The 17,193-nt window shown below is 47.3% G+C and carries 18 protein-coding genes and 1 pseudogene; 6 read left to right on the top strand and 13 right to left on the bottom strand.

Annotated elements, in window-relative coordinates:
* The first annotated feature begins 12 nt into the window (after window positions 1-12).
* From qoxB to qoxD, 3 genes are read left to right on the top strand one after another with little or no spacing between them, the layout of a single operon-like run.
* Window positions 13-1,965, top strand: a complete 1,953-nt coding sequence (gene qoxB, locus BW952_RS00790; protein ID WP_045851073.1) for a cytochrome aa3 quinol oxidase subunit I — start codon at window positions 13-15, stop codon at window positions 1,963-1,965.
* Entirely contained in the window at window positions 1,962-2,564 is a 603-nt protein-coding gene (gene qoxC / locus BW952_RS00785) for a cytochrome aa3 quinol oxidase subunit III (protein ID WP_045851074.1), read from the top strand. The genes qoxB and qoxC overlap by 4 nt, the downstream gene beginning before the upstream one ends.
* Complete coding sequence (gene qoxD, locus BW952_RS00780) at window positions 2,564-2,854, top strand: cytochrome aa3 quinol oxidase subunit IV (RefSeq protein ID WP_045851075.1); 291 nt, start codon at window positions 2,564-2,566, stop codon at window positions 2,852-2,854. Before qoxC ends, qoxD begins: the two co-directional genes overlap by 1 nt.
* A gap of 42 nt (window positions 2,855-2,896) precedes the next feature.
* Here qoxD and BW952_RS00775 read toward each other — a convergent pair whose 3' ends face one another.
* The 10 genes and pseudogenes from BW952_RS00775 to BW952_RS00735 all read right to left on the bottom strand — a co-directional run bounded on the left by BW952_RS00775 (window position 2,897) and on the right by BW952_RS00735 (window position 11,391).
* The gene (locus BW952_RS00775) at window positions 2,897-3,124 is read right to left on the bottom strand and encodes a hypothetical protein (protein WP_045851076.1); all 228 of its coding nucleotides are present in this window, start codon (window positions 3,122-3,124) and stop codon (window positions 2,897-2,899) included.
* A 140-nt stretch (window positions 3,125-3,264) separates the two neighbouring features.
* Entirely contained in the window at window positions 3,265-3,726 is a 462-nt protein-coding gene (locus BW952_RS00770; protein WP_414735806.1) for an MOSC domain-containing protein, read from the bottom strand.
* The gene (locus BW952_RS19850) at window positions 3,681-3,902 is read right to left on the bottom strand and encodes an MOSC domain-containing protein (RefSeq protein ID WP_414735807.1); all 222 of its coding nucleotides are present in this window, start codon (window positions 3,900-3,902) and stop codon (window positions 3,681-3,683) included. Before BW952_RS19850 ends, BW952_RS00770 begins: the two co-directional genes overlap by 46 nt.
* A 12-nt stretch (window positions 3,903-3,914) precedes the next feature.
* A complete protein-coding gene (locus tag BW952_RS00765) occupies window positions 3,915-4,385 on the bottom strand; it encodes a GNAT family N-acetyltransferase (RefSeq protein WP_052698461.1) in 471 nt (156 codons plus the stop codon).
* A 61-nt stretch (window positions 4,386-4,446) separates the two neighbouring features.
* The gene (locus tag BW952_RS00760) at window positions 4,447-5,019 is read right to left on the bottom strand and encodes a spore coat protein (RefSeq protein WP_414735808.1); all 573 of its coding nucleotides are present in this window, start codon (window positions 5,017-5,019) and stop codon (window positions 4,447-4,449) included.
* 70 nt (window positions 5,020-5,089) lie between these two features.
* Window positions 5,090-6,232, bottom strand: a complete 1,143-nt coding sequence (locus tag BW952_RS00755; protein WP_052698462.1) for a diguanylate cyclase — start codon at window positions 6,230-6,232, stop codon at window positions 5,090-5,092.
* Window positions 6,233-6,350: 118 nt separating this feature from the next.
* Window positions 6,351-7,302: pseudogene (locus tag BW952_RS00750) on the bottom strand (cation diffusion facilitator family transporter).
* Between the two features lie 109 nt (window positions 7,303-7,411).
* Window positions 7,412-8,860 (bottom strand): carbon starvation CstA family protein, encoded by a 1,449-nt coding sequence (locus BW952_RS00745; RefSeq protein WP_045851078.1) that lies wholly within the window; start codon window positions 8,858-8,860, stop codon window positions 7,412-7,414.
* 129 nt (window positions 8,861-8,989) lie between these two features.
* The gene (locus tag BW952_RS00740) at window positions 8,990-9,718 is read right to left on the bottom strand and encodes a LytR/AlgR family response regulator transcription factor (protein ID WP_045851079.1); all 729 of its coding nucleotides are present in this window, start codon (window positions 9,716-9,718) and stop codon (window positions 8,990-8,992) included.
* Window positions 9,715-11,391 (bottom strand): LytS/YhcK type 5TM receptor domain-containing protein, encoded by a 1,677-nt coding sequence (locus BW952_RS00735; RefSeq protein WP_045851080.1) that lies wholly within the window; start codon window positions 11,389-11,391, stop codon window positions 9,715-9,717. Before BW952_RS00735 ends, BW952_RS00740 begins: the two co-directional genes overlap by 4 nt.
* 133 nt (window positions 11,392-11,524) lie before the next feature.
* Between BW952_RS00735 and BW952_RS00730 the strand changes: the two genes are divergently transcribed.
* Window positions 11,525-12,376 (top strand): STAS domain-containing protein, encoded by an 852-nt coding sequence (locus tag BW952_RS00730; protein WP_045851143.1) that lies wholly within the window; start codon window positions 11,525-11,527, stop codon window positions 12,374-12,376.
* 96 nt (window positions 12,377-12,472) lie between these two features.
* Here BW952_RS00730 and BW952_RS00725 read toward each other — a convergent pair whose 3' ends face one another.
* Together BW952_RS00725 and BW952_RS00720 are read right to left on the bottom strand one after the other, a co-directional pair.
* Window positions 12,473-12,685, bottom strand: a complete 213-nt coding sequence (locus BW952_RS00725) for a hypothetical protein (RefSeq protein ID WP_045851081.1) — start codon at window positions 12,683-12,685, stop codon at window positions 12,473-12,475.
* A gap of 129 nt (window positions 12,686-12,814) precedes the next feature.
* Window positions 12,815-14,689, bottom strand: a complete 1,875-nt coding sequence (locus tag BW952_RS00720; RefSeq protein ID WP_045851082.1) for an ABC-F family ATP-binding cassette domain-containing protein — start codon at window positions 14,687-14,689, stop codon at window positions 12,815-12,817.
* Between the two features lie 74 nt (window positions 14,690-14,763).
* Between BW952_RS00720 and BW952_RS00715 the strand changes: the two genes are divergently transcribed.
* Both BW952_RS00715 and BW952_RS00710 read left to right on the top strand, forming a co-directional pair.
* Window positions 14,764-15,330, top strand: coding sequence for an SLOG family protein (locus tag BW952_RS00715; protein ID WP_045851083.1), 567 nt, complete (start codon window positions 14,764-14,766; stop codon window positions 15,328-15,330).
* 85 nt (window positions 15,331-15,415) lie between these two features.
* On the top strand, window positions 15,416-15,838 hold the full coding sequence (locus BW952_RS00710; protein ID WP_045851084.1) for a hypothetical protein: 423 nt from the start codon (window positions 15,416-15,418) through the stop codon (window positions 15,836-15,838).
* Window positions 15,839-15,869: 31 nt separating this feature from the next.
* Here BW952_RS00710 and purT read toward each other — a convergent pair whose 3' ends face one another.
* On the bottom strand, window positions 15,870-17,039 hold the full coding sequence (gene purT / locus BW952_RS00705) for a formate-dependent phosphoribosylglycinamide formyltransferase (protein ID WP_045851085.1): 1,170 nt from the start codon (window positions 17,037-17,039) through the stop codon (window positions 15,870-15,872).
* Window positions 17,040-17,193 lie beyond the last annotated feature (154 nt).

The raw sequence follows: 17,193 nt of genomic DNA, 5'->3' as shown, positions 1-17,193 counted from the left end.
GAGAAACACAGCATGGATACTCATCATGAACAGCAGTTTTTAATTTTAAATGAACCGATGATTCTCGCTGCAATGATCAGCATTGTTGTCGGCGGACTGTCCATCTTCATCGGGCTAACCTATTTTAAAAAGTGGGGATACCTCTGGCGTGAATGGATTACGACCGTTGACCATAAAAAAATCGGTGTGATGTATATTCTCGTGGCGCTCATTATGCTTTTCCGTGGAGGCGTCGATGCCTTGCTTATGCGTGGCCAGACCGCTATGCCGGAAAACGGGCTGTTAGATGCCCAGCATTACAATGAAATCTTCACCACTCACGGCGTCATCATGATCCTGTTTATGGCGATGCCGTTTATTATCGGGTTAATGAACGTTGTGACACCGCTGCAAATCGGTGCGCGTGACGTGGCGTTCCCGCGCTTGAACTCCGTCAGCTTCTGGCTGTTTGCGGCTGGAGCGGGACTGTTTAACATCTCGTTCATTATCGGCGGCTCGCCGGATGCCGGCTGGTCCGCGTACTTCCCGCTTGCAAGCCTTGAATTCAGCCCGACGGTTGGAAACAACTATTACGCGCTGTCGCTTCAGATTGCAGGTCTTGGTACGTTAATGACGGGGATTAACTTCGTCGTGACGATTTTGAAAATGCGTGCCCCTGGCATGACATTAATGAAGATGCCGATGTTTACGTGGTCGGTTTTGATTACAAACGTCATTATCGTTTTTGCGTTCCCTGTTCTGACAGTGGCGCTGGCCTTGATGACGATGGACCGCCAGTTTGGCACGAAATTCTTTGCGATGCAGGACGGCGGAATGGACATGCTCTGGGCCAACCTGTTCTGGGTTTGGGGACATCCTGAAGTATATATCGTCATTCTTCCGGCATTCGGGATTTACAGTGAGATTATTTCCACGTTTGCACGGAAAAACCTGTACGGCTACAAATCAATGGTTATTAGTATGGTCGCGATCTCCCTGCTTTCTTTCGTCGTATGGGCGCACCATTTCTACACAATGGGCCACGGCGTCATGGTCAACAGCGTCTTCTCGATTACAACGATGCTCATTGCCGTTCCGACCGGGGTCAAAATATTCAACTGGCTTCTCACCTTGCATAAAGGGAAGATTTCCTTTACGACGCCGATGCTGTATTCACTGGCATTTATCCCGATTTTCACCATCGGTGGTGTAACAGGCGTTATGCTTGCCATGGCCAGTGCGGATTACCAGTACCACAACACCATGTTCCTGGTCGCGCATTTTCACTATGTCTTAATTCCAGGTACCGTATTCGCCGTTATTGCCGGCTTCCATTTCTGGTTCCCGAAAGTATTCGGCTTCCGCTTAAATGAAAAGCTTGGAAAACTCGGATTCTGGTTTATTACAATCAGCTTTAATGTTGCGTTTTTCCCGCTGTTCATTCTTGGCTTAAACGGAATGACACGCCGCATGTACACGTACTCTGAAAGCACTGGCTACGGCCCATTGAACATGCTTTCGTTTATCGGAGCAGTTGGCCTCGGGATCGGCTTTATCATCCTCGTGTACAACTTGTACTGGAGCATTCGCTACAGTCCGCGCGATGAATCAGGCGATCCATGGGATGCACGTTCACTGGAATGGGCGACACACAGCCCGGTACCGGTGTACAACTTTGCGAAAGTGCCGAAAATCAATGAACTGGACGCGTTCTGGTTTGCGAAGAAAAACAATGAATCACTGAATGATGAACCATATGAAAAAATCCATATGCCATCCAACAGCGGCATGCCGTTCCTCATGAGCGGTGCGTTTTTCGCGGCAGGCTTCTGTGCCGTGTTCAGCTGGTGGATTCCAGCGATTGTGTTCACGCTGCTGATCTTTGTCTTTATGGGCCTTCGGTCATTCGAGCAGGACCACGGCTATTACATCTCTGTTGAAGAGGTTGAACGGACAGAACGCGAACTTGGAGGTGACAAAGAATGAAAGTAGATGAAACATTGCCGTTAGAATACAGTACAGAGGAAAATCAGCTGAAAATTCTCGGCTTTTGGATCTTTTTAGGCGCTGAGATCGCGCTGTTCTCGACGCTGTTTGCCGTTTACTTTACACTTGAAAACCGCTTCGGGACCGGCCCGAGCGCACAGGAAATCTTCCACATGCCGCCTGTTATGATTGAAACGATTTTGCTTCTGACGAGCAGCTTTACGATTGGGCTTGGCATTCACGCAATGCGCCTCGGCTTGAAAAAAGCGATGATGGCATTCTTTGTCATTACGCTTGTGCTCGGTCTTGGCTTCCTCGGGGTAGAGATTTATGAATTTGTGACGTATGTAAACGAAGGCGCAACAATTCAAACAAGCGCGTTTTTATCGAGCTTAATGACGCTGCTCGGCACGCACGGACTGCATGTCACGTTCGGCTTGTTCTGGGGAACAGCGATCTTGCTTCAAGTGAGAAAACGGGGCCTGACGCCTGAAACAGCTAACAAATCGTTTATCTTCTCTCTTTACTGGCATTTCCTAGACGTTGTCTGGATCTTTATTTTCAGCTTCGTTTACTTGAAAGGACTGATGGTACTATGATGAAGCAACTGTTTCCGAAACAGCACGTCATGGGCTTTATCTTCTCCCTGGCCCTGTCTGTCGTGGCACTGGCGGTCATCACGTTCGATATGTCCTATAAGATGGGCATGGGCATTCTTCTTGTCACAGCACTTGCTCAGGCAAGCGTTCAGCTTCTTCTGTTCATGCACATTGGTGAATCAGAGGATCGCAGAACGCTGTATACGAATATCGGCTATGCCTTGTTTGTCGGCGTTGTCACGATCCTCGGTACATTGTTCACCATGATTTGGGGCTATCAAATACGATAAACAAGCAAAACCGGAGCAGAAAGCCTGCTCCGGTTTTTTGCGTTAAGAGGTCGGTCGTTTGCCGAGGTTTTCGATAAGGACAAACATTAAGCCAATGCCAAATACCCACATTGAGCTGACCAGGATCGTTGCACCGACGATAGACATCATAAACCCATCATTGTAACCGGTTGCAAATAAACTGATCAGAAAAATGCCTGCTCCAATGATGACACCCGCACCTGAAAAATATTTAATGAATACTAACACTTTCTTTTGTTCTGCAGTCATATTGGCCACTCCTTTGTTGTTTGTTTATATCTTTATTTTACCCCTATTCACAAATTTGTCAAACTTATTTCATAATCCCGACAATATTTATTCATAATTTGATCACAAAATAAAGCAGGAGGATGTGAAATCCCCCTGCTTTATAGCTTTTCTGCCTGGCGGCGAAGCGGTTCCTTCCAGCTCTCAGCAAGTTCCTCCAATTGAAGCAGCTTCATTCTGTCTTCTTCCGTCCGGGCTGAATCATTCATGATCCGGTTTGCTTCTTGAACAGTGACCCGTGCGCTGTGGGTTGTTGACGGAATGATTTCCATCCCTCTTGCAGCCTTTCCCTCCTGCAAAACACGGAAATAAAAACCCGTGTATCCCGATTGTTTGACGAAAAGGGGCATTTTAGGTTCTTCGTACAAAGCCGCAAGCTTAAAGCATGGCTGTCTTGGCTGGCTCACCTGTACAACAGCTTCGCCTAGTTGAAACGTATCGCCGATATGCACGCTTGATTCAAGAAGCCCTTCTGACGTAATATTTTCTCCAAAAGCGGCTGCCTGAAACGGTCGGTTCAGTTTTCCTGCCAGTAGGAAAAATGCTCCTGCGCGTACACACATACTGCTTTATCCACGCCGCCATGATGAACAAGATCCGCTTGCCCATCTCCATTAAAGCCGGTTTTCGTTAAAAACACCGCATGAGTCGCAGAGGCTTTTAAAATCCCTGATTGAATGGTTTTTCTATTGTATGGAAGGTCTTTCGGTTTTCCGATATTTAACGATACGATCTGCACGTTGCTCACTCCTTAAAAGTAATCCGGGATCGGTTCCTGCATAATCTGCTCACGCTGCTGCAGATGCGCTTTAACCATACAAATCCCTTGCGGATAGCGCTGGTATTCGTCCGGCAGTGCTGTGAAGCCAAAGCGTTCATAATACGGCGTTCCAATTTCACTGTACAGCATGAACGCGGCTTCCTTGTGCATTTGCAGGCATTCTGTCAGCAGCTGTGTGCCGACGCCTCGGCCACGCGCAGCAGGAGCGACGACAATGGACCCGAGGCCATATAAGTGCGGACGATGCTTCAGCAGCATAAGAGACGCAGCCACTTCCCCATCGTCCGCCACAAGAACAAAGCGTGTACCATATGCTTCTTCCTTTTGGTTGTCTTCTATGTATTGTGCAAGCGTCCGGTTTTTCGGCCACTCACGGTGACCCCATTCATACAGCAGCGGCCGTTCTTCCGGCCATGCCTCTCTAAGCATCATCTGAATCATCCTCACTTTTCCCCTATCGTACAAAAAAACCGCCCCTGTGTGCAAGGGACGGTTCCATTTTTTATTGAGTGACAGCCTGAGGCGCGGATGCATACGACTGCAAAATCATCTGCATATCCGCTACCGGCAGCTGCGGCACTTGATAGTAGCGGTGCTTGTTTTGATAAATCGAGGTTTCATACGCCATTTCAATACAGTTCGGGATGGAATCAGCTATCACGCGGCGAACAACGGGATTTGTCGTTTCCAGCGCGGCAGAGGTCTTTGCCGTCGCAATGGATTTCGCTGCGCCGAGCATAAAGCCTGAGATGACTTCATCGTTGATTTCAGACGCCTGCTGCATTGGCTTCGATGGCGCTTTTGGTTCAATGCCAAATGTAAACGTATTGTTTTGCTTCATCATATAGCTTTTTGTCGGAACAGCCGGATCCTGGCCGGACTGAAAGCAGTCAACCGTTGTGTTATACTCCTGAAGCATAAATGCATGCTGTCGGTCCAATATATCCAGCAGCTCCGGGTCCTGGATATGATCGCGGACAAGCGTCATTTTGTTTAACGCTCCAAGTGTTGTCGAAAGGACTTCATGAACATCGAATAACTCATGTGCCCCGTGGTTGAATTGTGGTGAAGTCACCGTCATCGCCTCCTGAATAAAATGTGTTGCCCTTTTAGTGTGCGGCAGGAAAGCAATTTTATTCATTCTCTTATGAGACGCTCTGACGGCTGACCGAAACGCGGTTGCGGCCTCCTTGCTTTGCTTCATATAAAGCTTCATCCGCCATTTCAATAAGGTCTGATGGGGATAAAGAGGTGTCCGGCACAAACGCTGCCGCTCCGGCACTGATCGTCACGATGCGGTTTGAAAGAGAGGCGATATGCGGCAAAGAGGCACTTTCCACTTTGTGACGAATGCGTTCTGCTGCTGCGTTTGCTTCCTCTGCTGTTGTATTAGGCATAATGACAACAAATTCCTCTCCGCCGTATCGTGCCGGAATAAAGGGCGATCCGGCGTTTTCGGCCAGAATCGAAGCGATGGTTTTTAAACAGCGGTCTCCCTCAACATGGCCATATGTATCGTTGTACAGCTTGAAATGATCCACATCCATGAGCATTACCGCCAGTGATTGCTGTGTGTCCGCCGCTTCTTCCCAGGCTTCTTTCATAAACTTGTCGAACATTCTCCGGTTATACAGCTTCGTCAGCCCATCAAAAGAGGAAAGAGCCGTCAGCTTCCGGTTCGACATAAAGGAATAAATAAGTGCTCCAACTGCCGTAAGAGCCGCTGCTCCACTGAAAATAATCATATTTTTTGCTCTTGCACCTGCTCTATTGCTTGCTTCCCATGCGTCATTAATAATTTTATTGTTATCCTGGTCGATTTTAAGATCGGTTTCCCGGAAGGAGTCCATCGTTGATTTTCCGTCATTGATTTGCTCCCTTGCCTGTTCCATTTGTCCGGACTTGACAAGGTTTATTTGCCGTTCAAAATAAACCCGCATGTTGTTGATTTTCGGCAATGCTTCTTCTTCGATAATGTCTTTCATAATCGGATGCTGCTCCTCATACCGATCTATAATAGCCAAATTTTCAAGAAGAGCCGCTTTTCCGTCATAGTAAGGATCTAAATAGCGGCTCTCCTCCGTAATAATAAAGCCTCGTACCGCTGTATCCTGGTTTACGAGCTGCGTCAACAGATCATTTGCCGCATTTGAGACAGGAACGGCATCCTCTACAATCCGGTCGCTCGCATCTTCCATCTCTAAAAATGCCGTATAGCTCCAAATACTGGAGATGATCAACAGCGCAATAATCACAATTAGGATCAAGTTTAATCGAAACGTATTCATCATCTTGTCACCATTCTACATAAAGGATATTTTTTTCATCATACTATGCCACGCTCAGGAAAACTATAGGATTCGCATAGAAAAAAGCCGGATGAGCACATTGCATCCGGCCTCGTTATTATTTCGGTTTGTTGTTCCACGTAGGAGTACGGTCATCCTCAATAATACCGAGGGTGACGTCACTGATCTCCGGCTCTTCCAACAGACGGTTTTTCACCCGGAATTTGCTGTCGTCCGCGTCTGCCAGCGTCATGCCCTGACGAAGCTCGATGATGCCGTCAACGTGATACGTGCGGCCTTCCTGCAAAATCCGCAGAGAATGAATATCCACAGCATCGGGATCATCCAAAATGGCTTGTGCAACCTTTGTTTCCACTTCCACAGGAGCCGCAACACCAATCAGCCCGACCATGTTATCGTAGCCGACACGGAACGCAACAAACACCATCAGCAGGCCGATGAGAATGGTAATCGCGCCATCAGCTGCTAACACACCTATTTGAGCAAGGCTAATGCCAATAAAGGCAAGAACGGCACCGGACGTAGCGACAAGATCCTCGTAAAAAACAAGACGTGTAGCCGGCGAAGCTTTGCCAACATTTTTAAACGCCTGGGAGATGATGTTTCCGTTTTTCTCTACGCGTGCTTCATGCAGAATTTCCTTCATTGCTTTATAAAGAATAAATCCGTCGATAATAAAAGCGGCCAGGAGAACGGCGGCATTTAATAAAAAGTCCGTTGATTCTTCAGGATACTGAAGCAGCTTCCACCCTTTTAAAAATCGTTTCGTAGGCCATGATGGAGACAACGATCACAGCAATCATACAAAAAATATTGACGAGCCGTCCGAAGCCGCTCGGGAATCGTTTTGACGGCTTCATTTCAGCGAGTGAGCTGCCAAAATAAACGAATCCCTGATTAATCGCATCCGCAAGGGAATGCATCGCAGAGGCGAACATCGTGCCGCTGCCGCTAAAGGCGGCTGCGAAAAACTTCAGAATGGCCAGCACCGTATTGCCAAGCGCGGCAATGCCGGAGGACGTATTTCCTTTTTTTAATAATTCAATCATGCCACTGGCGGCCCCCTCTATGTAAAGATACGGTTCTATACCCCTTTGCGATTCTTTTCACACACAAAAAAGAGGCAATTATGAAAAGATTGCCTCTTTTTTGTTCTTTTTATGCAGCCGGACGTCCCGAAATATCTTCTTCAAGCGGAATATTGTCTTTTTTCGCCCGAATCGCCCGCTTGTAAAACAGCCCGATAATGACAGCTGTCACAACGGCAGCAATATAGTAAGACGTTTCAAGCGGCAGCCGGAACCCGATTTGGGCATTCAAAATATAGGTTGTTGTCGCCATCGTCATGAAAACAGCCGGGATCATCGCCACAAAATAGTGTTTGCCGGCAATGAATAAGTAAACAGCAGCGACCCAAAGAGCAATCACGGCCGTCGACTGGTTTGCCCATGAAAAATACCGCCACAGCAGGTTAAAATCAATTTTCGTTAAGGCAAAGGAAATAACAAACAGCGGCAGAGCAATCCAAAGGCGGCTCGACAGCTTCGCCTGTCCAATGTTCAAGTAATCCGCAATAATCATCCGCGCACTCCGGAAAGCTGTATCACCGGATGTGATAGGCAATACGATAACGCCTAAAATCGCAAGCGTTCCGCCAATCGCCCCTAATGACAGGATAGACGCTTCGCTGACCACTGCTGCCGGTCCGCCATTTGCAAGCAGCTCATTTAAGCCGACGGGTCCCTGGAACAAGCTCATCGCAGCCGCAGCCCAGATCATCGCAATCATGCCTTCTGCAATCATCATGCCGTAAAAAATTCTCCGGCCTTGTTTTTCATTTTGCGTTGTCCGTGAAATAATCGGCGTCTGAGTGGCATGAAACCCGGACAGCGCCCCGCAGGAAATCGTTAAAAACAATAATGGGAAAATAGGCAGGTTATCCGGATGCATATTGGATAGTGTCAACTCTGGAATCGGTGCGCCCGTCACAACGAGCGACACGCCGACACCAACAGCACTAATAATTAGCAGGGCGCCGAAAATCGGATAAAACCGCCCGATAATTTTGTCGATCGGCAGAAGGGTCGCTAAAATATAATACGCGAAAATGAAACCGACGATCAAGCTGATCCCCATCCAGCCATCCATTAAGTTAAACAATAGGTCGGCTGGCGATGTGACAAAAACGGTGCCCACGAGGACAAGCAGCAAAATCGCAAAGGCATTGACCACATGTTTCATCGCTTTGCCCAAAAACTTACCCGCAAGCTCCGGCAAATGAGCGCCTCTATTGCGGATGGAAATCATGCCTGTCAGGTAATCGTGAACCGCTCCGGCAAAAATACAGCCGACGACGATCCAAATGAACGCGACAGGTCCGTACAGAGCTCCCATAATGGGCCCGAAGATCGGCCCGACACCTGCGATATTTAACAGCTGGATTAATGAATTTTTCTTTTCGTTCATCGGCAGATAGTCCACACCGTCCTGGTGGGTAAAAGCGGGTGTTGACCGTTCTTCTTTTACACCAAACATCCGCTCGATGAATTTTCCATACGTAAAATAACCAACAACGAGCAAAACAAGTGCCCCAATAAATGTAACCATATGATATTTCCTCCCCTTCACATTTGTAATCGCTTACAAATAGTATAATGGGTTCCGTCATGAAAAGACGGAAAACGGATTCACATGTTGAAACGAGAGGATATCGTGTCTAAATAAAGTGATAACATGCTACAGCTCAAGCTGCTGCCGAAGCTCTTTTACGTAATTACGGCTGACCGGAAGCACTTCTTTCCGGCCCTTTAATTCCAGCTGATAAGCGCCGTTGAACCAGGGCGTTAGTTTATTAATATAATCCAAATGCACGAGAAAGCTTTTGTGAATGCGGAAAAACGGAAACTCACTAAACCGGGCTTCTAGCTCCTTCATCGGTGTTTTCACTTCATATTCATGCTCCATCGTCACAATTTTACTTGTTTTTTCTTCACGGGTTACGTACAAAATATCGTTCGGGTCCAGGTAAAAAATGTCTCCTTCGTGCTCGACAGCCAGTTTGCCGGAATGCTTGATGGCGGCTTCAGGAAACGATTTCAAGGCTTTTTCAAGCCTTGAAACGGTCACAGCAATGTCCCCCTCCTCAAATGGCTTTAACAGATAGTGAACCGCTTCATACCGGAATGCTTCAGCAGCAAACTCCGGATACGCTGTGGCAAAGACAATATCCGGCACTTTCTTAAGCTGCTGGAGCGCCCGGGCGGCTTCAAGGCCATTCATGCCGGGCATCTCAATATCCAAAAAGACCACATCCGGCTGCAGTTGGGTGCATTTGACAACCGCCTGCTCGCCTGAATCGGCTTCTCCTGCAATTTGAATGGCCGGATGCTCCTTCAATAAATGAATGAGCTCCTTCCGGCTGTATGGCTCGTCATCGACAACCAGTGTCCGAATAGGCTTTATCATACGTGATCACCTACTTTAATTGGAATGTTAAATGAAACGAGGAGACCACCCTTTTGACTGGATGAAAACGTCAGACCCGCTTCTTCACCTACTAGCATCTTCAAACGGCGGTTCACATTAACTAAGGCAATCCCGCTGCCTTTTTGGGAGGAAACCGCTTTTTGACCGAGCTCTTTTTGCCTGGATGCCTCTACGCCCGGGCCATCATCTGAAATCGAAACGGCTACACCCCCGTTTTGCGGATGGATCCGGATATGTACTTCATGGTCCCCGACCCCCTGCATGCTGTACTTTACCGCATTTTCAACAATGGGCTGCAGGGTAAGCGGAGGAACAGGGGCATGCAGAACCGATTCATTAATCTCATAATGCACAGACAGTCTGTTTTCAAATCGTGTCTGCTCAATGGATAAGTACGCTCGTACATGATCCAGCTCTTCTGAAAGACTCGTCCATTCGGCTGTGGTGGCAGACAGGTTTTTTCGTAAAAAGCGGGCCAGATCGATGAGCAGTCTTCGGGCTTGATCCGGCTCAATCCGAGTGAGTGACACAATCGTGTTTAACGAATTAAACAAAAAATGAGGGCTGATTTGTGCTTGGAGTGCTTTGACTTCTGCTTCCTTTGCCAGCGTATACGTACGTTCCACCTCAGCATTTTGAAGCTGATTCCCAATTAACGAACTGATGCCAAGCACGGATTCAACCGCTAATTCGGATATTTTTTGCCCCGCGCGGAAATAAAACAGCAGCGTTCCAACCTGTTTTTCGCCCTGATGGATTGGCGCTGCTAAAATCGTGTCTGAGCCAATCGACGTTTCTATGTACGGGCTTCTCTGGACAGACAAATGAGGCTGAGCCGTTCCTGTTCCTTTAAAAGCAAGCACTTCATTTTGCTGATTAATGGAGACCGCGTTAGCATGAACTTCCTTCAGCACAATCTCACAAATGACAGAGGCGGACACAGCATCAAGTCCATTGCGCAAATGCGGAATCGTTCTGCTTGCCATTCGCAATGTTTTCTGGGCCTGCAGCGCAGCCGCTTTTTCTTCTTCTTTCACTACGCTTTTAATGATCAGCAAAAAGAGCGCTGCACCAAGTCCGTTCGCGATAATCATCGGCAAACCAATTTGCTGGACTAAAAACAGAGCGCGGTCGAATGGCTTCGCCAGCAGCAGGATCATGCCCATTTGCACACATTCACTCAGCGCTCCAGCGGCAAAAGCCGTTTTGAGCGTGATCTCTTTTTTGGATTGATAAAAACAAGCTGCGATCAAGCCGGCCATAACCGAAGCCGCTCCACAGGCAAAATCGGTAAAGCCGCCCAGCGTGTAACGGTGGGCACCCGCCAGAAAGCCTGTGGCAAGCCCTACTTTCCAGCCGCCAAACAAGCCAGCCATCACGACCCCAATGACCCGCGAATTGGCAATGGCTTCTTCATTTGCCAGATCAAACGCCCACACGTTGTACGTTCCGGACGCGGAATGAAACGCAACGCCTGAATACGTGCCAATGATGCCAAAGAAGCTGAAAAACAAAATCGCTTTGAAACGCTGGTCGTTGTTTAAATGATCACGGTAAATCATATCCCGGAAAAAGGACAGTCTTGTCAGCACAAATGCAATCATGACGAGGATGCCGAGGCGTTCAAGCATTGTCAGCAGCAGTTCTACCATATCGATCACCTCCACCGTTCTATTATACCGCTTCCTTAATTTTCACGATTAAATTATTTTTGCGAACTCTCCTGTCATGATATGATAGGCAAATAGAATTGAAATTGCCGAGGAAAGAAGCGTGAATGTTTATATGAGTACGACCAGCATACGACAAAGCAATACCCAGTTTCGCGATTTTGAAGAAGCGGCCGTCCGTGTTCTTCAATTAATGGCTGAATTCATTGATTTAAACACGCTATTTGTTGCTCGCAATGATGGAAAGACCAACCGGATGGTGAAAGTATACAACAAAGAAGAAACGCTGGTCACGGAAGGAGAAGAGCTTCCTTTTTATGAAAGCTATTGCAGCTTAAGTGTCGAGCATGGAGATCGTATTCTGATTATTCCTGACTTAAATGCTCATGACGGAACAAAAGACATGAATGTCACCAGTAATCTTGGCGGCGGGACCTTTATTGCCATTCCCATTAATTACGAGGATGGGGAAAACTATGGCACCATTTGTGGTCTCGATACAAAAAAACAAACGTTTACCGACGAACAAATCAACCTGTTTGAAACGATGTCTTCTCTGTTGACGTACGTGCTTGAACTCGATTATACGCATCAGCAGCTGTATCAATCTGCTGCACCTGTTGTGCCGATCACAAGCGGACTGGCGATTCTGCCAATCGTCGGTGACATTGACGGGCGACGGGCAGAAAGCATTATCGAAACCGCTTTATTTAAAAGCCAGGAGCTGGCACTGGATTACTTAATCATTGATTTATCCGGCATCATGTACGTTAACGAAACCGTTATTGCTTCCCTATTGAAAATTGCGACGATCTTAAAGCTTATTGGGGTGGCGCCGATTTTAACCGGTTTCCGGCCTGACTTGGCAATGAAAGCCGTTCAGATGAACGCAGAAATTAAGGATATATTGATTGTGACGAATTTAGAACAGGCTTTAAATCATATTGGCTTTGAATTAAAACAATAAACAGGACTGCCCTTTTCGGCAGTCCTGTTTATTGTAAGCGGATACACAAATCGTTTTATTCGGACCGGAGTTAATCAGCTGTTAATTCACCAGCAGTTATAAAAAGGAATAAGGAGCATCATCCTGCTGATTCATCTCATGCTCATTCATGACGTGATTTGCACGGCCGATATAATAGACACCCTGCTCAAGCTTCGATGCGTCGCAAATCAAATGAACGAGCGTTTCTTTCTTTGTCCAGGCAATTAAATCATTCGCTAGAATCGGTTTTTGGCAGGCGCTGCAGCACCAGTTAATTGTTCGGTTCATTGTTTTTCACTCACCTTTTTTCTTTTATCATACCGCGCTAAAAAAGAGAAGGCTGTCAAACGGTACCTGAATTTTTTGACAGGTTTTGTCGAAACAAAAAGAGGCTCCCTGTTTGAAGCCTTCTTCTATTTATTCTGCTTTTTCAGCGAGGTACTCCCACCGCTCCAGCATGTAATCAAGCTTTTCTTTTAAGGCTTCTTCTTCTGCCATCAGGCTATTTAGCTTTTCGAAGTCACTGCCGGCGGTGCCCATTTCAGCTGCAATATCCTTTATACGCTGTTCTGCCGCTTCCATATCCTCTTCAATTGTTTCCCATTCACGTGTTTCGGCATAGGACATTTTCTTTTTCCGTTCAGGACGAGGTGGTGCTGCAGGCGATTTCGGCTTCTCCTCAATCGGAGCCGGTTCTGGCGCTTCTTCCAGAAAATCAGAATAGCTGCCGTAATAAAAATCAAGCACACCGCTGCCTTTAAACACAAGCAGCTGATGGCACGCTTTATCAAGAAAGAACCGGTCATGGGACACGGTGACAATCACACCAGGGAAAGACTCTAAATACTCTTCTAAAATGGTGAGGGTTTGCGTATCCAGATCGTTGGTCGGCTCATCAAGCAGCAAAACGTTCGGCGCGGCCATTAAAATATTCAATAAATACAATCGGCGTTTTTCGCCGCCGGACAGCTTTCGGATCAAGGTGCCGTGCGCATGGGCCGGAAATAAAAACTTCTCCAGCATTTGCGCAGCGGTAATGAAGCTGCCGTCTTTTAATTGAATGGATTCGGCCGTTTCCCGGATGTATTCAATCATTCGCTTGCTTTCGTCCATATCTTCGTTTTCCTGCGTGTAGTAGCCGATTTTCACCGTCTGTCCGAGATCCAGCTCTCCGCTGTCCACCTGCTCCCGTCCCGCTAAAATATGTAAAAGGGTCGATTTCCCGCTGCCGTTTCGGCCGACGATGCCAATCCGGTCGCCCCGCTTAAACAGGAAGGAGAAATCATTCAGGATCACCTGGCCGCTGAAGGACTTGTTAATCTGCTTTAATTCCAGTACCTTTTTGCCAAGCCGCGCCCCGCCCAGGTCCATTTCAAGCGATGTTTTTTCTGTTTTGTTTTTCACATCTGCATCCAGTGTTTCGAATCGCTGAATCCGGGCTTTTTGTTTTGTCGTCCGGGCTTTGGCGCCTTTTCGCATCCAGGCCAGCTCTTTTTTAAACAAGCTTTCCTTTTTGCTTTGCTCAAGCGATTCATTTTCTTCCCGAATGGCCTTCGCCTCCAGAAAATCCGTGTAGCTTCCTTTGTATTCATACAGCTTCCCGCGTTCTAGCTCCCAGATCTTATCTGTCACTTCATCAAGGAAATACCGGTCATGTGTCACGAATAACACGGCTCGTTTCGTTTTTTTTAAATAGTCCTGAAGCCACTTAATGCTGTCGTAATCCAGATGGTTCGTCGGCTCGTCTAAAATAAGCAAATCCGGTGTTTCGATCAATGTTTTCGCAAGGGCTGCCCGCTTTTTCTGCCCGCCGGACAGCTCCGACAGCTTGCGGGTGGGATCGGGCAGTCCGAGCTTAGTTAAGATCGTTTTGGCTTCGGCGCTTGTATCCCAGGCGTTTACGTCATCCATTCGCTGCTGCTGCTTCATGAGCGCCTGCTGCACCGCTTCGTCCGTCGGATTTTCCTGCAGGCGCAGCAGCGCATATTCATACTCTTTAATGGCTGTAAAGGTGGCGGACTGGCTCGCGTACATATAATCAAGAATGGACAGCGATTCATCAAAGTGCGGATTTTGCGACAAATACGAAATGGAGTAATCATTCGGATGATCCTTTTGCCCTTTGTCGTAATCGTCGATGCCGGCAATCACATTTAACAGCGTGGATTTCCCGGTGCCGTTAATACCGAGCACCCCAATTTTATCGCCTTCTGTGATTGAAAATGAAATATCATTAAAAAGTGTTTTTTCACCGATTGTTTTCGTTAAGCCTTCCATTGTCAAAACGTTCATGTTGGTCTCCTTTTTTCGCTGATCTTTTTTCATTTTACCATTTTACGCTGTATAATGGACGCGAGGTGGTTGAATTGGTCAAAACGATTTTGCTTTCCGGCTATAAAAGCCACGAGCTTGGCATTTGGGATCAAAAAAATCCAGGAATCGCGGTTATTAAATATGCCCTTGAGCAGCGCTTTCGCACCTTGATTGACGAAGGGCTCGAATGGGTCATTATCGGCGGTCAGCCTGGCATTGAGCTATGGGGAGCGGAGGTTGTTTTTTCACTAAAAAAAGAGTTTCCAGACATTAAGGTTGGTGTGCTCACGCCTTTTTTGGAACAGGAGAAGAATTGGAAGGAAGAGCGCCAGGATTATTACAAAAGCGTGATCGGCCAGGCTGATTTTGTTGATGCAGTCTCAAAAAAGCCGTATATCGCCCCGTGGCAATTCAAAGCCCGTGATGAATTTTCATTGGACAACACTGATGCGCTGCTTCTTGTGTATGACGAGGATCAGGAAGGGTCGCCTAAATTTTTAAAAGCGGCGGCGGAACAGCGGGTGGAAAAAGGGGATTATTTTATTTTATCCATCTCGATGCATGATCTTCAAGTCGCTGCTGAGGAACTCGACGAAAAAGAGCGGCCGGACTTTTTGTGAAGTCCGGCTACTTGAACGAACCTACTCTTTTATCATATAATGTAGATATTGAAAACGCTTACTTAAACTGAAGGGGGCTCCGAAGATGATTGAACACAAAAACCTGTCTCTTCACATGTCAAAGGAGCAGTTAAAAAGCATTGTTCACGAGCTAGCCCAGCAGCACTACTTGATCTTTTGGGGATTCGACCGGGGAACGATGATTTTAAATGTGTATCATGCCGCAGCCAATAATCAATTTGCCTTCCGCCGTCACCGTGACTCGATGGAGCTGATTTACGCCAAAATTGTCGATGAAGATGTGCTCATTCGTTTAAATAAAGCCATTCAATTCACTACCCGAACCGAGCAGCACGAAAAAAACAAACAAGCCCGTTCCAGGGAAGTCCGCTACCAGGAGCTCGATTATTATTTAAGTGAGCTTCACGATTATATCCAGCAGGGAAATGCGGACAAAATTGCGGAAACAAAAGCTATTTTATCCTCCCTCACCTCGGACGCATCATGAAAGAAACGGTCTGCTTGGCAGACCGTTTCTTTCATGATTGATAGTCAACAGAGAGTAAGGATGCGGCCTGCTCCGCTTTTTGTCTCGCCTCCTCCACCTCGTCAGCTATTGTCAACACAACAGCCATCCGGCGGCCGACTTTTGTTTCCGGCTTTCCGAAAACGCGCACCTGCGTATCCGGCAGTGCAAGCGCCTCGCCCACTCCATTTACCGCGTAGTCTGTTTTTTCTTCCCAAGCCTTGACGGTCCGGCTGGCGCCAGGAGAAAGCAGGCGGATCGCCGGGATCGGATAGCCTAAAACGGCCCGGATGTGGATAGCAAATTCCGATACATCTTGCGTCACCATCGTCACCATGCCTGTATCATGCGGACGCGGAGACACTTCACTGAAGTAAATGCCGTCTGCCGTAATAAACAGTTCAACACCAAACAGACCATAGCCGCCGAGCGCATCGGTTATTTTTTTCGCGATCTCTTCCGCTTCAGCAATGTGTGTTTCTGACATCACATGAGGCTGCCACGATTCAATATAGTCCCCATCCTGCTGAATGTGGCCGATCGGCGCACAGAAAGCCGTCCCCGAAACAGAACGTACGGTTAAAAGGGTAATTTCTGATTCAAATGCAATAAATTCTTCCACAATGACGCGTGTTTTTTTCGCACGGCCGCCTTCCATCGCTGCTGTCCAGCATGCTTCAATATCCCTTTCTGACCGGCAGACACTCTGGCCTTTTCCAGATGAGCTCATAATCGGTTTAATGACACACGGCGTGCCGATTTTCCCAACGGCTTCCTTTAATTCTTCTAATGTATTGGCAAACTCGTATTTGGCCGTCGGCAGCCCCAGTGTCTCACTGGCCAAGCGCCGAATGCCTTCCCGGTCCATCGTCAAATTAGCTGCTTTGGCCGTCGGAACAACGGTAAATCCATCCTGCTCAAGCTCCATTAACGTTTCTGTTGCAATGGCTTCGATTTCCGGAATAATATAATCGGGTTTTTCCTGCTCAATAAGGGCTCGCAGCGCTGCCCCGTCGAGCATATTGATCACGTGAGATGCGTGAGCCACCTGCATTGCCGGCGCATTCTCGTACCGATCCACTGCGATCGTTTTCACACCAAGCCGCTGCGCTTCGAGAACCACTTCCTTGCCAAGCTCACCTGAGCCAAGCATCATAATCGTTTTTGATTGGAATCCAGTCATGTACACATTCTCCTTATTATCCGTTATTTCCTATCTTTTTTGCTTACTCTTACAATTCGATCCCATTATATCACGAAAAGGACGAACATAAAATCAAAATCCGATATGATTATTCGCCACTTGTTAGGAGGCGGGAAAAAGCGGGAAAAGAACT

Origin of the sequence: Domibacillus enclensis (assembly GCF_900156125.1) — a bacterium.
Taxonomy (GTDB): Bacteria; Bacillota; Bacilli; order Bacillales; family Domibacillaceae; genus Domibacillus; species Domibacillus enclensis.
This window is presented reverse-complemented; position numbering and strand designations above follow the sequence as displayed.

What these genes read in the sequence shown, in the direction of transcription:
- BW952_RS00735 (WP_045851080.1), bottom strand. Translation starts at nt 11,391, where the DNA reads ATGGTAGAACTGCTGCTGACAATGCTTGAACGCCTCGGCATCCTCGTC.
- qoxD (WP_045851075.1), top strand. Translation starts at nt 2,564, where the DNA reads ATGAAGCAACTGTTTCCGAAACAGCACGTCATGGGCTTTATCTTCTCC.
- BW952_RS00720 (WP_045851082.1), bottom strand. Translation starts at nt 14,689, where the DNA reads ATGAACGTTTTGACAATGGAAGGCTTAACGAAAACAATCGGTGAAAAA.
- BW952_RS00725 (WP_045851081.1), bottom strand. Translation starts at nt 12,685, where the DNA reads ATGAACCGAACAATTAACTGGTGCTGCAGCGCCTGCCAAAAACCGATT.
- BW952_RS00765 (WP_052698461.1), bottom strand. Translation starts at nt 4,385, where the DNA reads ATGATTCAGATGATGCTTAGAGAGGCATGGCCGGAAGAACGGCCGCTG.
- BW952_RS00775 (WP_045851076.1), bottom strand. Translation starts at nt 3,124, where the DNA reads ATGACTGCAGAACAAAAGAAAGTGTTAGTATTCATTAAATATTTTTCA.
- BW952_RS00770 (WP_414735806.1), bottom strand. Translation starts at nt 3,726, where the DNA reads ATGTGTGTACGCGCAGGAGCATTTTTCCTACTGGCAGGAAAACTGAAC.
- BW952_RS00710 (WP_045851084.1), top strand. Translation starts at nt 15,416, where the DNA reads ATGATTGAACACAAAAACCTGTCTCTTCACATGTCAAAGGAGCAGTTA.
- qoxB (WP_045851073.1), top strand. Translation starts at nt 13, where the DNA reads ATGGATACTCATCATGAACAGCAGTTTTTAATTTTAAATGAACCGATG.
- qoxC (WP_045851074.1), top strand. Translation starts at nt 1,962, where the DNA reads ATGAAAGTAGATGAAACATTGCCGTTAGAATACAGTACAGAGGAAAAT.
- BW952_RS00745 (WP_045851078.1), bottom strand. Translation starts at nt 8,860, where the DNA reads ATGGTTACATTTATTGGGGCACTTGTTTTGCTCGTTGTTGGTTATTTT.
- BW952_RS00755 (WP_052698462.1), bottom strand. Translation starts at nt 6,232, where the DNA reads ATGAATACGTTTCGATTAAACTTGATCCTAATTGTGATTATTGCGCTG.
- purT (WP_045851085.1), bottom strand. Translation starts at nt 17,039, where the DNA reads ATGACTGGATTCCAATCAAAAACGATTATGATGCTTGGCTCAGGTGAG.
- BW952_RS00740 (WP_045851079.1), bottom strand. Translation starts at nt 9,718, where the DNA reads ATGATAAAGCCTATTCGGACACTGGTTGTCGATGACGAGCCATACAGC.
- BW952_RS00730 (WP_045851143.1), top strand. Translation starts at nt 11,525, where the DNA reads ATGAGTACGACCAGCATACGACAAAGCAATACCCAGTTTCGCGATTTT.